This is a genomic window from Streptomyces sp. NPDC001796 (assembly GCF_042892355.1).
In the GTDB taxonomy this organism is placed as follows: Bacteria; Actinomycetota; Actinomycetes; order Streptomycetales; family Streptomycetaceae; genus Streptomyces.
Genome location: NZ_JBIAUC010000032.1, coordinates 1 through 13,056, shown reverse-complemented (window position 1 = coordinate 13,056; position 13,056 = coordinate 1). Strand labels below are relative to the sequence as shown.

The 13,056-nt window shown below is 69.6% G+C and carries 13 protein-coding genes and 2 pseudogenes; 7 read left to right on the top strand and 8 right to left on the bottom strand.

All coding sequences use genetic code 11. The annotated features are described in order from the left end of the window. The first annotated feature begins 22 nt into the window (after nt 1–22). Nucleotides 23–1,141 (top strand): PrpF domain-containing protein, encoded by a 1,119-nt coding sequence (locus ACFYZE_RS34950; RefSeq protein ID WP_389003368.1) that lies wholly within the window; start codon nt 23–25, stop codon nt 1,139–1,141. Beyond that, on the top strand, nt 1,138–2,535 hold the full coding sequence (gene dctA, locus ACFYZE_RS34945; protein ID WP_389003365.1) for a C4-dicarboxylate transporter DctA: 1,398 nt from the start codon (nt 1,138–1,140) through the stop codon (nt 2,533–2,535). Before ACFYZE_RS34950 ends, dctA begins: the two co-directional genes overlap by 4 nt. 218 nt (nt 2,536–2,753) lie before the next feature. Here dctA and ACFYZE_RS34940 read toward each other — a convergent pair whose 3' ends face one another. After that, nucleotides 2,754–3,518 (bottom strand): SDR family NAD(P)-dependent oxidoreductase, encoded by a 765-nt coding sequence (locus ACFYZE_RS34940; RefSeq protein WP_389003362.1) that lies wholly within the window; start codon nt 3,516–3,518, stop codon nt 2,754–2,756. A 176-nt stretch (nt 3,519–3,694) separates the two neighbouring features. Here ACFYZE_RS34940 and ACFYZE_RS34935 point away from each other — a divergent pair, with 176 nt between their 5' ends. Both ACFYZE_RS34935 and ACFYZE_RS34930 read left to right on the top strand, forming a co-directional pair. Further along, nucleotides 3,695–4,021 (top strand): ArsR/SmtB family transcription factor, encoded by a 327-nt coding sequence (locus ACFYZE_RS34935; protein WP_389003359.1) that lies wholly within the window; start codon nt 3,695–3,697, stop codon nt 4,019–4,021. A 128-nt stretch (nt 4,022–4,149) separates the two neighbouring features. Beyond that, nucleotides 4,150–4,368 (top strand): hypothetical protein, encoded by a 219-nt coding sequence (locus ACFYZE_RS34930; protein WP_389003356.1) that lies wholly within the window; start codon nt 4,150–4,152, stop codon nt 4,366–4,368. A gap of 91 nt (nt 4,369–4,459) precedes the next feature. On the opposite strand, the gene ACFYZE_RS34925 is transcribed toward ACFYZE_RS34930, so the two are convergent. Then, nucleotides 4,460–4,960 (bottom strand): MarR family winged helix-turn-helix transcriptional regulator, encoded by a 501-nt coding sequence (locus tag ACFYZE_RS34925; protein ID WP_389003353.1) that lies wholly within the window; start codon nt 4,958–4,960, stop codon nt 4,460–4,462. A 94-nt stretch (nt 4,961–5,054) separates the two neighbouring features. On the opposite strand from ACFYZE_RS34925, the gene ACFYZE_RS34920 reads away from it, so the two are divergent. Beyond that, nucleotides 5,055–5,507, top strand: coding sequence for an SgcJ/EcaC family oxidoreductase (locus tag ACFYZE_RS34920; protein ID WP_389003350.1), 453 nt, complete (start codon nt 5,055–5,057; stop codon nt 5,505–5,507). A gap of 79 nt (nt 5,508–5,586) precedes the next feature. Here ACFYZE_RS34920 and ACFYZE_RS34915 read toward each other — a convergent pair. After that, nucleotides 5,587–5,882, bottom strand: a pseudogene (locus ACFYZE_RS34915) (hypothetical protein); the annotation flags it as partial. Nucleotides 5,883–6,007: 125 nt separating this feature from the next. Continuing rightward, nucleotides 6,008–6,703 (bottom strand): TetR/AcrR family transcriptional regulator, encoded by a 696-nt coding sequence (locus tag ACFYZE_RS34910; protein ID WP_389003347.1) that lies wholly within the window; start codon nt 6,701–6,703, stop codon nt 6,008–6,010. A 102-nt stretch (nt 6,704–6,805) separates the two neighbouring features. Between ACFYZE_RS34910 and ACFYZE_RS34905 the strand changes: the two genes are divergently transcribed. Beyond that, on the top strand, nt 6,806–8,179 hold the full coding sequence (locus tag ACFYZE_RS34905; RefSeq protein ID WP_389003344.1) for a serine hydrolase domain-containing protein: 1,374 nt from the start codon (nt 6,806–6,808) through the stop codon (nt 8,177–8,179). Between the two features lie 196 nt (nt 8,180–8,375). Here the strand turns inward: ACFYZE_RS34905 and ACFYZE_RS34900 are convergent, their stop codons facing one another. Then, a complete protein-coding gene (locus ACFYZE_RS34900) occupies nt 8,376–9,308 on the bottom strand; it encodes a LysR substrate-binding domain-containing protein (RefSeq protein WP_389003341.1) in 933 nt (310 codons plus the stop codon). A gap of 71 nt (nt 9,309–9,379) precedes the next feature. On the opposite strand from ACFYZE_RS34900, the gene ACFYZE_RS34895 reads away from it, so the two are divergent. Continuing rightward, nucleotides 9,380–10,294 carry an SDR family NAD(P)-dependent oxidoreductase gene (locus ACFYZE_RS34895; RefSeq protein ID WP_389003338.1) on the top strand — a complete coding sequence of 305 codons (915 nt, stop codon included), beginning with the start codon at nt 9,380–9,382 and terminating at the stop codon, nt 10,292–10,294. Nucleotides 10,295–10,792: 498 nt separating this feature from the next. Here the strand turns inward: ACFYZE_RS34895 and ACFYZE_RS34890 are convergent, their stop codons facing one another. From ACFYZE_RS34890 to ACFYZE_RS34880, 3 genes and pseudogenes are all read right to left on the bottom strand, one after another. Then, a complete protein-coding gene (locus ACFYZE_RS34890; protein ID WP_389003335.1) occupies nt 10,793–12,022 on the bottom strand; it encodes an MFS transporter in 1,230 nt (409 codons plus the stop codon). A 145-nt stretch (nt 12,023–12,167) separates the two neighbouring features. Further along, entirely contained in the window at nt 12,168–12,926 is a 759-nt protein-coding gene (locus tag ACFYZE_RS34885; protein WP_389003332.1) for an SDR family NAD(P)-dependent oxidoreductase, read from the bottom strand. A gap of 35 nt (nt 12,927–12,961) precedes the next feature. After that, nucleotides 12,962–13,056, bottom strand: a pseudogene (locus ACFYZE_RS34880) (MarR family transcriptional regulator); the annotation flags it as partial.

The window sequence follows — 13,056 nt, the reverse complement described above, 5'->3', positions numbered from 1 at the left end:
CCACGTCTGTGAGGAGTCGGTTGTGCTGCGCCTGCAGGGCGAGATGATCCGCGGAGGAACCAGCAAGTGCTGGATCTTCGAACACCGTGACGTGGCGGCCACGGGCGTGGACGTCGATGCCCTGCTGCTCGCCGCCTTCAACGCCGCCGACCCTCGCCAGATCGACGGCGTGGGCGGCGCCTCATCCACCACCTCCAAGGCCGCTGTCGTACAGGCGTCGACCCAACCCGGCGTCGATGTCGAGTACGCGTTCGCGCAGGTAGGCATCGGCGACGAGCGAGTGGAGTGGGCCAGCAACTGCGGCAACTGCGCCACCGCCGTGGCCCTGTACGCCGTCCACCACGATCTCGTGCCGATCGCGTCGGACACCACCACCGTCCGCATGCTCAACGTCAACACCGGGGCCCGCCTCACCGGCACGATCCCCACCCCCGCGCGCGTGGCCCCGGAGGAGGGCACGGCCGTGGTGCCGGGCACCTCGGCGCCCGGCGTGCCGATCCTGCTCGGGTTTCAGGACCCGGCGGGCTCGACGACCGGCCGCGCTCTGCCGACCGGCCGGGCACTGGACGAGTTGACGGGCCCGGACGGTCCAGTCGAGGCATCCCTGGTGGACGCCGGCGCGCCGGCCGCGCTGTTCGAGGCCAAGGCCTTCGGCCTCGACGGCACGGAATCCCTCACCGCATTCGCCACCGCAGTGCCCGCGCTGACACTGCTGCGCCGCCAGGCAGCGCTGGCCATGGGCCTGGCCCGCGAGAGCGATCCGGTCAGCCACGCGGTGCCGAAAGCGGGCATCGTGGCCCGCCCCGCCCCCTATCGCACCACGCAGGGCATGCTCGTCAACCAGGACGAGTACGACCTGGCCGTGCGCATGGTCTCCATGCACGCCCCGCACCCGGCGATCGGCCTGACCTCCGCCGTGGCCCTGGCCACGGCCGCCGCCACCCCTGGCACCCTCGCCCACCGCGTCGCCCGGCAGACCGCCGACGGCACGCTGCGCCTGGGCACCCCCGCCGGCGTGGTCACCACCCAAGCCGTCCCCGCACCGGACAGCGCGTCCCCCACGGTGCTGCTGCACCGCGCCGCCCGGCGTATCGCCCGAGCCGAACTCCTCGTTCCCGTCCTGGAAGGACGCCCCGCATGAGCCGCAACGACGCCGCCCCGGGTACCGTCACCGCACCACCGGGCCGCATCCGCCGGATGCTGTCCCATCTGTACATCCAGTGCCTGATCGCCGTCCTCCTCGGCGCCGCTGTGGGCGGGCTGTGGCCGTCCGCCGGCGCTGACCTCAAGCCGCTCGGCGACGGCTTCATCGGGCTGGTGAAGATGTTCATCGCACCGATCATCTTCTGCACGGTCGTCCACGGCATCTCCTCCATGGGCAACGCCCGCGCGGTCGGCCGCGTGAGCCTGAAGGCTCTGGTCTACTTCGAGGTGCTGACCACCGTGGCCATGGTGATCGGCCTGGTCGTCGTCAACGCCGTCAAGCCGGGCAGCGGCCTGCACATCGACCTCTCGACCCTGTCCACCAAGGGCCTGCCGCCGGAGGCGACCACGGCCCACGAGGGCTTCGCCGAGTTCCTCCTCGCCACCATCCCGGCCACCCTGGTCAGCGCCCTGACCGGCAACGAGATCCTTCCGGTGCTGCTCGTGTCGGTGCTGTTCGGCTTCGGCCTGCACGCCACCGGAGAGGCCGGCCTGAGCATCGCCCGGGGTGTGGAGAAGTTCTCCACGGTTCTGTTCACGCTCATCCGCTGGATCATGCGGCTGGCCCCCATGGGCGCGTTCGGCTCAATGGCCTTCACCATCGGCAACTACGGCCTGGGCACCCTGCGCCACCTGGCCCTGCTGGTCGGCTCGTTCTGGCTGACCGCGCTCTTCTTCGTCCTGGTCGTCCTCGGGACCGTGATGCGCCTGAACGGACTGCGACTGCTGCCTTTCTTGCGCTACATCAAGGAGGAGCTGCTGATCGTCCTGGGCACCTCCTCCACCGAGCCCGTCCTGCCGCGCATGATGGCCAAGCTCCAGCACGCGGGCGCCTCGAAACCGGTCGTAGGCATCACGCTGCCCGCCGGGTACTCCTTCAACCTCGACGGCACCGCCATCTACCTGACCATGGGCTCGGTCTTCCTCGCCCAGGCCCTCGGCATCGAACTCAGCCTCACCCAGCAGCTGACCATGCTCGCCGCCATGCTGCTCACCTCCAAGGGCGCCGCAGGCGTCACCGGCTCCGGCTTCATCGCCCTGGCCGCCACACTCAGCGCCGTGCCGCACGTCCCGGTCGCCGCCCTCGCTCTGATCTTCGGCATCGACCGGTTCATGTCCGAAGCCCGCGCCCTGACCAGCCTGGTCGGCAACGGGGTCGCCACCCTGGCCGTCGCCCGCTGGGAGGGCGAGCTCGACGAGGACCGCGCCAGGGCCGTCCTGCGCGGCGACATTCCCTACGCCCCTGCCCCCGCTCCTTCTGCGGTGGCAGCCGAGCCCGGTCCGAAAGAGACGCCCGCACCGACCCGCGACCCCGTCCCCGCCGCAGGCTGACGGTGCATGGGAGGGCCGGTCCGGAGCAGACGCCGGGCCGGCCCTCCCACGTCACGATGCCGGGTGCGTGACTGCCTGACGGCGCGTCGGGGCATGGTGTGCTGTGGGAGCTGGGCCTGAGCCCGAGCCACGGCGAGCCCACTACGCCCCGACACACCGCCGGATACCGACCCGTCCAACAACACGACAGCGCCGCGGCGGCGGAAATCACGGCGTACTCAGATGAGTTCGAGGCCTCCGTCGATCGTGAGGACCTGGCCCGTCAGCCACGTTGCGGTGGGTTCTGCGAAGCGGACGATCCAGGACGCCACTTCCTCCGGTTCTCCTCTCCTCCCCAGAGGGATCCGGGATGCCTGCTCCTTCTTGACTTTCGTCACCTCCTCCTCCGTGAGCCCGCTGACGTGCAGAGCCTCGCTCTCGGTCGGACCGGGGGCGATGGCATTCACTCTGATCCCGTCCTTGGCCAGCTCGACCGCCCAGGTACGCGTCAACTGTTCCAGGGCGGCCTTGGTCGCCCCGTAGTGGGCACCGCCCGGGTGGGGGCGATGGCCGTAGGTGCTGGAGATGTTGATGATCGAGCCCTTGCTGCGGCGCAGGTGAGGCAACGCTGCCTGGGCGAGCATGGTGGGTGCGATGACGTTGAGGTCGAACAGGTCGGTGATGCGCGAGCGTGTTACCTCGTCGAACGAGACACGTGCGGTGGCGCCGGCGTTGTTCACCACCACGTCAAGCTGCTTCCACCGGTCGATCGCCGTACTGATGATCAGCTCAGGGGCCTGCTGCGAGCGCACGTCAGTGGCCAGAGTCGCGATGCCGGGGTGCATGGCGGCGGTTTCCTCAAGGGCAGCCTGGCGTCGGCCGACACCGAGGACGCGCGCCCCCGCCTCGGCCATCGCGACCGCCGTTGCCCGGCCGATCCCTGTACCGGCTCCGGTGACGATGACGACGCGGTCATGAAGGGGGCGGGCGTGCTGGTGTTCCATCACGGAGTCTTCCTCTTGAGTCCCTCGCCGATGTCCGTCCACTGGGCGCCCGCGTCGTCGCTTCTACGTACGACTGGCGTCCGGACACGACCGCCAGGCAAACATCGGCAGAGTCGGGTGTCCACGAGAGGCACGGTACATCGAATATCGTCGATAATCGATGTATGGTGTGGGCCATGCCCAAGGAAGTAAGCCACCCAGACCTCGAAGACGTCACCCTCGCCGCGGTGCTCTCAGCTCTGGGTGACCCTGTCCGCCTGCACATCATGGGCGTCCTCGCGGACGGCAAAGAGCATGTACGCACAGACTTCACCGTTCGAGTCGCCCAGTCCACGTTCAGTCACCACATGAAGACGCTCCGTGAAGCGGGACTCACTTGGCAACGGATGGAGGGCACGCGCTGCTACGTGACCCTTCGAGAAGAGGCACTGGGACGATTTCCCGCCGTACTGGAAAGCGTCCTCGCTGCGGAACGAGCCGAGCGCATGAGCGCCATTCCATAAAAGCCCCTGCGCGTGGCCGCGGGGGGAGTGTGGCGGCGTCCAGGGCACGTCGGCGCACCGGCACCGGATCCCGCGCCGAGTGATGGTCCTTCCAGCCCTGGTTGGACAGGCCCTGGCCACTCTGGCCGGTGTACCTGAGGAACAAGGAACTGGTCCGGGCGGCCCTTGCCCGACTGCGGGTCGGTCAGGCGAAAGCGCTCGAGGTCGGCGAGGGACTTCTCCAGGCAGCGGTCCAGGCGGCGGTCCGCGCCGCGCAGCACCGGGACGCTCCCCGGCACCTGGTCCGTGGGTGGAGGCGAGAGCTGGTCGACGTCGGCGTACCCGGCCGCACGGCACAGCGTCACTGACCACGAGGCGCCGGGATCCACCTCGACGTCGTAGGACTGCAAGAAGATTCCCGAAGGTCGGCGATGTTGCCGCGCCCGCTGCCCGCCGGGTTCAGTCGCCGTCCGGGTCCTGGGCGGCCCTTCTGCGCCTCGGAGCCATCGCCTTGCGGATCTCCTCGGTGGCCGCGCGGAACGCGGGCGCGGCGTGCTGGAAGTAGTCGAAGAGCAGATGGCGCTGCTCCGGGGTGTAGCGGGCGAGGACCTCGGCGATGTGCCGGCGGGCGGGGCCTACGACCTCCTCGATCCGGGCGAACGCGTTCGGGATCGGCTCCACGATCACACGTCTGCGGTCTTTGGGGTCCGCGGTGCGGCGCGCGTACCCGGCCCGCTCAAGGCGGTCGATCAGGCGCGTGGTGGCGCCGGTGGTAAGCCCGGTCCTCGTGGCGAGTTCGCCCGAAGTGAGGCCGTCTTCCAGAGTGATCAGGCTGAGTGCGTACCACTCCGACGTGTGCAGTCCAGCGGCTTCCGCGCTGGCCAGGCCCTGCAGGCCTACCGCGTCCAAGTACTGACGGAAGATCACATGCTCGTCCCCGCTGTCCAAGGGGGTTGCCATCGCCGGAAGTCCTCTCTAAATTTATCTGCACGCATGCAGATACTGCTTACGTTCAGAATCTGCTCCAGTTTAGCCAGAAGAGGGGTCCTCCGTCATGTCGACAACCACCCGTGACGTCGCCGCAGTCACCTCCGTGCTGAACGAACTCGTCGCCGCATGGGAGCGGCACGACGCCGACGCCTACGGCGAGCTGTTCACCGAAGACGCCACCTACATCACCTACGTCGGCACCTTCTACCAGGGGCGCCGGGACATCGTGGAGAGTCACCGCACTCTGTTCACGACCTTCCTCAAGGGCACCAAGCTCGCGGACGAGGTCCTCGCCATCCGCTTCCACGGACCGGACGTGGCCGTGGTGAACGGGCGCGGCGACACCTTCAAGAACAAGTCGCCACGCAAGCTCACCAAGATCCAGACCTACACCTTGGTCCGCCAGGACGACGGCAAGTGGCGCATCGCGGCCTTCCACAACACCAAGCGCAAGCCGCTGATGGAGGCGGTCTCCTACAGGTTTGCCCCGGGCCTCATCCCTGCCGCCGGCAAGTGAAATCCCGGCATCGCGCCTGCTCGCCTGAGAAAGGCGGAGAACGCCGCCGCAACCAGCGTCCGCAGGTGCGGCTCGCGACCGGCTGCGGGTCGGCCCCCATCCAACGATCGCCAACGCCGCGCCGGCGGCGCGGGCCGCAGCCCCGAGTCGAACTCAGTGACCCGCTTGCGAACCCGCCCCTGCGGACCGTCGTCTCACTCACCGCGGCCGCCCGCGCAACGGCCCGGACCCCGCCATGCCACGGCAGCCGAGCCTCGGCTCCCAGCAGCAACCGCCGCTGCCGCTGGTCGAGACGCCGGAGCAACGGGGCGAACTTCGCGGCGAGTTGGGCCGAGCCTCGTGCGGGATGCGCCATACCCCACCAACGAAGCTCAGAACGGAAAGCAACACGGTGCAGATCTGCAAGCCCTGTGCCGCATCTCGGCCTGCTCGTGCGTCGATGTGAAGCCGGAAGGGTGGAGGGGGTTGTGGGCTGGTCGGGCGGGCGGTTCGGGGGCGGGTCACTCGCGCCCGGTGGCGCGGTCGGCGGTGAGGCGGGCTTGGAGGCCGTCGAGGACTGACTGAAGGCCGAACGCGAAGGTGTTGTCGGGCGCTGCGGCGTACTGTGTGGCGGCTGTGGTGTCGAGGCGTTGGCGTAGGCGCGGGAATTGCAGGGCGGTCTTGGTGGCGCGTGTCATGGCGTCGGCCATCAGTTGCTCGGCGTCCGCGCCGTTCTTGCTCAGCCGGCGGTTCAGGGAGACCTGTGCGGCAGGGCCGAGCGCGCTGCCGAGGACGAAGGTGAACACGGTGGCGGCCGCCCGGTCCGCGTCGTCGGCGGCGAAGCCTGCCTTTTCGTAGATGGCGAGGCCGAGGTCGTTGTACCGGGCCTGGCCGGGTCCGTGCAGGAGGTGGCTGCCGAATGCCTGGACGAGCCAGGGATGCCGGGTGAGCATCGCGTGCATACCGGAGGCGTGGGCGGTGGCGGCCGTGCGCCAGTCGGTGGCGTCGAGATCGGGCAGCTCGACCTCGTGCCAGATGGCGTCGCTGGCAAGTCGAACCAGGTCGTCCTTGGTCTTGATGTGCCAGTAGACGGCCGTGGCTGCCGAGCCGAGCCGTTTCGCCAGGCTCCGCATGTTGAGGCCGTCCAGTCCCTCGTCGTCGAGCAACTCGATGGCCGCACGGACGATCCGGTCTGCGGTCAGTGTGTCTCGCGGCATGCCAACCACCTTACTTGAACTTAGTTCACGCCGGTCTTGCACTTTGTTCAATCGGCGGTCTACGCTGCCCTCGTACTTAGTTCAAGTGTCGGAGGGGGAGCAATGCTGCAGGACAAGCTGTCGGAGTTCGTGAAGGCCCAGGCCAGGGAGCTCGGCGTTCCCGGCGTCGCCGTCGGGGTGCTCCTGGACGGCCAGGAGATCTATGCCTCGCACGGCGTGACGAGCCTGAGCAACCCGCTGCCGGTCGATGAGAAGACGCTGTTTCCGCTGGCGTCGGTGTCCAAGACCTTCACGGCGACCGCGCTGATGCGCCTGGTCGCCGAGGGGAAGGCGGACCTGAACGCGCCGGTACGGCGCTACGTGCCCGAGCTGGAGCTAGCCGACGAGCGGGCCGCGGCCCAGATCACCGTCTTGAACCTGCTCAACCACACCGCGGGCCTGGACTGGAACCTGATCGACGACGGGGAGGGCGACCGCTCCCTGGCCGGGCTGGTGGCGAAGCTGCCCCAACTGCCGCTGATCGCACCGCCCGGGGCCCGCGCCTCGTACAGCCAGGCCGGATACAACCTGGCCGGGCGGATCATCGAGAAGGTCACGGGCCTGCCTTTTGAGAAGGCCATGGCCTCGCTCGTCCTGGAACCGGTGGGCCTTGCGGACACCGTGTACGGCCTGGCGGAGGTGATGGTCCGCAAGTTCGCCGTGGGCTACAACCGCGGCGACGACGGCGAACTGCGCCCCGCCCGGCCCTGGGGAGCGTTCAAGGAGGGTGCGCGCGGCGACAACCCCGGCGGCGGCCTCGCCTCCTCGGTGAGCGATCTGCTGCGCTGGTCACGGTTCCAGCTCGGCGACGGCGAGGGTGTGCTGCCCGCCGCGGAGCTGCAGCGCATGCGGGAGCAGACGATCGAGCTGCGCGCCAGCACGCTCGGCGACGGCTTCGGCATCTGCTGGTTCCTGCACGACCTGGACGGCCTCCACGGCATCGGCCACGGCGGCTCGGGCAACGGCCAGTTCACCGAGCTGCTCATCGTGCCCGAGCGCAACTTCGCGGTGGTCTCCCTGGCCAACGCCGGCCCGGACGGCTACCCCTTCAACCAGTCCGTCGTGCGGTGGGCACTCGAGCACTACCTCGGCGTCATCGAGAAGACGCCGGAGCCACTCCCGTACGACGAAGGACGAGCACGGCAGGTCGTCGGACGCTACGAGATCGACGCCATGAACCTCGACATCGCCACCGACGGCGCCCGTCTCACCCTGGCGGTCGGGATCAAGCCGGAGATCCGCGAGGCATCGCACGAGGAAATGCCCCCGGACTACCCGGCCGCAGACATCGGATTCCTTCCCGGCGACGGCGAGTACATCGTCACGGAAGGCGGCCTCAAGGGGCAGCGCGGCTACTTCTCCCGCGACGCCGACGGCGCGATCACAGGCGTCGACCTCGCCGGCCGCCTCTTCAACCGGGTCGCGGAAGCGTCCTGATCCAACGCAGGCAGGGGCGGTCCCGAGCGGCCGCCCCTGCCAACACCCCGAATCGACGACAGTCGGTTCACCGACACGACCCGTCTCCGCAACTATGTCGGTGCGCTCTCATCGTTACGGGGCGGCGCACGTCCACCTGCGCGCCGAAATCCGGACAACCTGCGCTTGTCCTAATCAAGAGGCGCCTCCCTTTCCGTCACGAGTGCGGGGCGTCTGAGGTGGCGTGGAGGGCTGCGGCGCGAAGGGCGGCTGCCACTCGGGCGACGGACTCTGCGGGTGGGTGGGGGAGACGGGCCAGGAGCAGTCGCCGCTGCTCTTGGGGTCCGCCGCGGACAGGGAGGATGCGTACGCCCGGTGGCGCCGCCGGGGCGAGGGTGGCGGGCACGGTGGTCAGTCCGAAGCCGGCCGCCACGAGGTGGAGCTTGGCCAGCCAGTCACGCGCGGTGTGGGCGATCTCGGGCCGTTCGTCCAGGCCCGGCCACACGCCCATCAGTCGGTCCTCGCCGGAGGTGGAGCCCGCGATCCAGCGCTGCCCGCGCAGGTCGGTCACGTCGACGAAGTCGCCGCGGGCGAGCGGGTGGGTGGCGGGCACCGCCAGACACAGGGCCCGTTCGGTGAGCGTTTGCAGTGCGAGCGGGGGCGTCTCCGTGTCCGGCGGCCGGAACGGCGGCGCCGACGCGAGCAGGGCCAGATCCAGGCTGCCGGCCCGCAGGGCGCGCACCAGCGCAGGGGTGCTGCCCTCCCTGCCGACCACGTGCAGGCCTGGGTCCGTCCGGCGCAGCGCGGCCAAGGCGCGGGGCAGCAGGACGGCGCCGGCGCTGGGGAACCATCCCAGGCGGACCGTCCCGGCCTGCCCGGGCAGGCCGGACAGCTCGCGCGCGGTCGCTTCGATCTCGTCGAGCACGATCGTCGCGCGGCGCATGACGATACGGCCGGCTGCGGTGAGCCGTACTCCCTCGCGGCGCCGCTCCAGAAGTTCCGTACCCGCCGCCCGTTCGATCGCGGCGATCTGCCGGGACACCGCCGACTGGGTGTAGCCCAGCGACGCCGCGGCGGCGGTGAAGGTTCCCTGCTCCGCCACGGTGCGGAAGACGCGAAGGGCGGTCAGCGACACATCCGTGAAATCCATGACGTTTACGCATACCAGCTGTGCCCGACTCTCGTTGGACTCATGGATGCGGCGTTTCTAGCCTGGCTTCCATGAACGCTTCGCGCATCGCCCTTGTCACGGGGGCGAACCAGGGACTCGGCCGCGCCCTCGTCGAAGGACTGGCGCCCCGCATGAACCCCGGCGACCTGGTCCTGCTCACGGGCCGCAACCCGCAGCGGGTGACGGACGCGGCCCGCGAGGTCACCCAGCTGCCTGGCACGCGTGCGCGCGTCGAGGGGCGGGTCCTGGACGTCACCGACACCGACGCCATCGCCCGTCTCGCCGGGGATGTACGGGCCCGGTTCGGTGGGGTCGACGTCGTCGTCTCCAACGCGGTCGCCCGACTGATGCCCGAGGAGTCCCAGGCTGAGCGGGCCGATGAGTTCATCGACGTCTCCAACAGGGCCACCCATGCGATCCTGCGCTCCTTCGGCCCGGTGCTACGCCCGGGCGGCCGGCTGCTCGTCGTGGCCAGCAGCTTGGGCACCCTCGGTCATCTCGCCCCCCGGCTGCACCACCTGTTCGACGGCGCGAGCCTGGAGCAGGTCGAGTACGCCGTCGAGTCGTGGCGCAGCGCCCTGCACAACGGGACGGCCCAGGAGGCCGGCTGGCCCGTCTGGCTGAACGTCCCCTCGAAGGTGGCGCAGGTCGCCGCCGTCCGCGCGGTCGCCGCCGAGCGCCGCGCCCAGGACCTCATCGACAGCACGCTGATCGCCTCCGTGTGCCCCGGGATGGTCGACACCGCCACCTCGCGTCCCTGGTTCAGCGACTACAGCCAGGCCCAGACCCCGGCCCAGGCCGCGCGGCCCGTGCTCGACCTGATCTTCGCCGAGCACGTCGACCCCGCCCTGTACGGCGAACTGGTCCGCTTCGGCAAGGCCCTGCCGTGGCACGACGGCACACCTCCGCTGGAACAGGACCGGATGCTCACCCGGGCCAGCGACTCTGCCCGGAGGCGGCGTTGAAGGCGAGACTGCCGACGAACAGCACGAGCAAACCGGCCACCGTGCCGACCAGCCTGCGCAACATGAGTCCCTCTCCGGGCGCGACGACGGCGGGCCACGCGATCGTAGCCGTGAAGTCGCCCCGACGGAGCGGTGATCGGCCGACGCCAGTGCACCTCGATGGCGCTGCACGCGGTCGCGTGAAGGCGCGCCGGTACGACACCGCGGACGCGTCGGCGGGGCTCCGGCGAGTGGTACCAGGCGACCGCGCGGCTCGGAACCTCCGTGGGCGAGCGGTGGCCGCGTCGGCCCGCGCCGGCACCCATACGGTCATGCTGCCGGCGTCCACACCGGGGCGGGCCGCCCATGCCTCTTGCCGACCGGGCACCAGGCTGACCGCTGCGCGCAGTCACCATCGATGGCGCAGTAGCCGGCTCGAGTGCCGTCAGCAGCCGATGGGTCGCTTCGATGTGTGGGATGGTCAACGATGATCGATCCACAGCCAATGCCGAGCTTCGCCTACGCGGCGCGTGTCGCAGCCTGTTGGCCGGTTCGTTTGGCCGGTGAGGTCGATGTGCTGGGCGTCTCCCACACGGCGGGGAGCAGAAGTATGGCGAGATTTGCAACGCTCACCAATGCCGCTCCCAGGAGCAGTGGAGTTGTGGTCCCGATGGTCGCCGAGACAGGGGCGGCGATGGCGAGACCGAGCGGTCGGGCGGTGAAGGAGATCAGTGTGTCGAACGATCCGACGCGCCCAAGAGCTTCTTGCGGGATGCGACGTTGCATGGTGGTTTCCCACAGCGGGCTGAGAAAGCCGACTCCGAACATCCCGCCGAAGTAGGCAGCCGTGACGATTGGGATCGCTGGGAGAAGGGCGAACGCCGTAAGCGGGAGCGCGAAGACAGCAGCGCCCACGGCGACGCCGACCAAGGGGTGACGTATGGGCAGCCGGGACGCGGCGTAGATACCGACGACCATCCCCACCGCGCCGACTTCTGCGATGACAACCCAGGCGCTGTCTCCGCCCAGATGACGTACGGCGATCATCGGACCCAGGGTGAGGAGGAAGCCCGCCGTCAGGTGCCACACGCCATGCCCGAGCACGTTGGCCAGGAACCAGGGATGGCGGCGGGTTTCGGCCCACCCCTCGCGTAGTTCTCCCAAGAAGGCGCTTCGCTTGGCGCGCTGGAGGGGGCGGTCTGGCCGCAGGCCGCCGAGAGTGGTGGCGGATGCGATGAACAGCGTCCCGGTGAGCAGCGAGGACCACCCGGCCCCCACAAGCAGCATCAGGCCGCCGGCGGCTGCGGGAGCCGCTATCTGAGCGAGCCCTTGCGCGGCCCCGAGTTGCGCGTTGATCCGAAGACGCTCGGGTCCGGCCACTACAGCGGCGACCAGCGTGCGGACGGCTGGTGTCCCGAAAGCCACGGCCCCACCTGTGATCGCCGACAGCACGGCCAGATCGGGGATCCGCACTCTGCCGCCGAGCAGTTCCGCGCCGATCGCGAGTTGTGCGGCGGCGCGTATCAGGTCCGCGGTGAGCACGACCCGCTGCGGTGGGAAGCGGTCGGCCACCACACCAGCAACAGGCAACAGGACGAGCATGGGGAGCAGCTCGCAGGACAGCACAAGGCCGAGGTTCATGGCCGAGCCGGTGCGGACAACCGCGAGGGTGAGTGTGGTCGGGATCAGCGCGGTCGCCAGAGCCGCAACAGTGCGCCCTACCAGCAACCGACGCATCGAAGAGGTCATGACGGGCACGGTACTTTGTCCGGCAGGTGGTCAGGCGGGTCAGAGGACGTGCGGATGGCTTCCGCGACCAGGGTGGTAGCCCATGGCCCGGACGAGAAGCCGGTACTCGCCGGGGTCGCACTACGGGACCTTTGGTCAGCAGCCTCTACGGAAAGAGCCGACCCGCGCTCGGGTGGTCCTGGGCGCCGTCCACGCAGATGTTGGTGCCATTGACCCCGCTGGCGCGGGCCGACAGAAGGAAGCACGCCACGTCCGCCACTTCGTGCAACTCGACCAGCCGCCCACGGGGGAAGTCGTCGCGGGCGAAAGCCTTGTACTGCTCCGGTCGGTTGTCTCGGAACCAGGCCCAACCCCCGCCCTCGAACATCACCGAACCCGGACTGAGCGCATTCACCCGGATGTTGCGCGGGCCCAGCTCCTGGCCGAGTGCGGCGGCGAGGTGGATCTCCGCCGCCTTCGCCGAGGCGTACGACGATTTGGGGCCGGGCTTCCACCCGGTGATCGACGCCACTATGAGCGCACTGCCGCCCCCGCGCTGCTCGAAGTGCGGCACCGCGCTGCGGATGGCGTGGGCGGCATGCAGCACGTTCAACTCGTACGTCTGCAGCCAGTCCTCGGGCGTCGAATCCAGCAGTCCACCCCCGAACACACCGCCGGCATTGGCCACCAACAGGTCGAGCCCGCCCATCTGCTCAGCCGCCTCGTCGACGGCCCGGGCGAGCGCGTCCGGATCCGTGACGTCCGCCTGGACCCCGGGCAGCCCGGATTCCTTCAGCCTTTCTGGATCCCGTCCGCAGACGGTGACCGCCGCCCCCTCTTCCTGGAGCGCCCGGCCGATAGCCAGCCCGATGCCACTGCTTCCCCCGGTGATGAAAGCCGTCTTCCCCGCAAGTCCTAGATTCACGGCAGCAGCGTGTCAGCAGACGCGGACGCGATCAACGTGCCGGACTGCATGAAGACGGTGGTGAGCGTCTCCTCGTACGCGCGCACGGCCTCGGGATCGCGTCCGTACTCCTGCGGGGGCGCCTCCGCAC